The organism is Halomonas borealis, assembly GCF_004798905.1.
Classification (GTDB): domain Bacteria; phylum Pseudomonadota; class Gammaproteobacteria; order Pseudomonadales; family Halomonadaceae; genus Halomonas; species Halomonas borealis.
The window spans coordinates 1-258 of the sequence record NZ_SDMO01000087.1 but is presented as its reverse complement, the minus strand read 5'-3'; the positions used below and the strand labels follow the sequence as shown (position 1 = coordinate 258).

1 pseudogene is annotated in these 258 nt (G+C 34.5%); it reads left to right on the top strand.

The features are described 5' to 3' along the window. Positions 1-258 (top strand): annotated as a pseudogene (gene dinD, locus ETC07_RS15270) (DNA damage-inducible protein D); the annotation flags it as partial.

The window sequence follows — 258 nt, the reverse complement described above, 5'->3', positions numbered from 1 at the left end:
AGATTATATGGGAAGTGCCGAATTAGCAGCTAACTTATTCCGGGCTACTCAAACCGACGAAGTATTACGTAATCGACGAATAAACAACGAACAGTTAGCCAATGATACACACTTTAATGTGGGGAGAACAATCAGAAATACTATGAAAGAATTAAAAACAACAATGCCTGAAAATCTTCCTACCCCTAGAGAAAGTATTCAAGATTTGAAGAAAAAAGAGAAAAAAGCTTTAAAGAATAAGGTAAATCCTGATCAAAT